The organism is Pseudomonas sp. EA_65y_Pfl1_P113 (assembly GCF_963970525.1).
GTDB lineage: Bacteria > Pseudomonadota > Gammaproteobacteria > Pseudomonadales > Pseudomonadaceae > Aquipseudomonas > Aquipseudomonas tritici.
In genome coordinates this window covers 1-644 of sequence record NZ_CAXAQM010000207.1, presented here as the reverse complement: position 1 = coordinate 644, position 644 = coordinate 1, and the positions used below count along the sequence as shown (strand labels likewise).

Annotated in this window: 1 protein-coding gene; it reads left to right on the top strand. The window is 60.6% G+C overall.

Annotation, left to right across the window (positions count from 1 at the left end; all coding sequences use genetic code 11):
• The coding region (locus AACY52_RS29150; protein WP_339561193.1) for an HAD-IC family P-type ATPase at positions 1-644 on the top strand (644 nt) is incomplete at both ends.

Sequence of the window (644 nt, the reverse complement as noted above, 5' to 3'; positions counted from 1 at the left end):
ATCCCGCGATCTGTTTGTGAGCCAGGCAGTGCTCACCGGTGAGGCCATCCCTGTTGAGAAGTATGACACGCTCGGGTCTGTCGCCGAGAAGTCCGCGGCGAGCGTAGCGTCCAGCGAAATGAACGCGCTCGACATGCCCAACGTCTGCTTCATGGGCACCAACGTCGTGAGCGGCACGGCGACCGCGCTTGTCGTTGCCACGGGTGCTCGCACCTATTTCGGATCGTTAGCCAAGGCGATCGTCGGATCGCGCGCTCAAACGGCGTTCGATCGCGGCATCAACAGTGTGAGCTGGCTGCTCATCCGCTTCATGCTCGTCATGGTTCCTGTCGTCTTTGTCATCAACGGCCTGACCAAAGGCGACTGGGTGGAAGCGCTGTTGTTCGGCCTTGCCGTCGCCGTCGGACTTACCCCCGAAATGCTGCCGATGATCGTTTCCTCGAACCTCGCGAAGGGCGCCGTAGCGATGGCGCGGCGCAAAGTCGTCGTGAAGCGACTCAACGCCATTCAGAACTTCGGCGCGATGGATGTTCTCTGCACGGACAAGACCGGCACGCTGACTCAGGACAAGATCATTCTGGAGCACCACGTCGACGTTACCGGGCAACCCAACGCTGACGTTCTCCGGTTGGGCTGGTTGAACA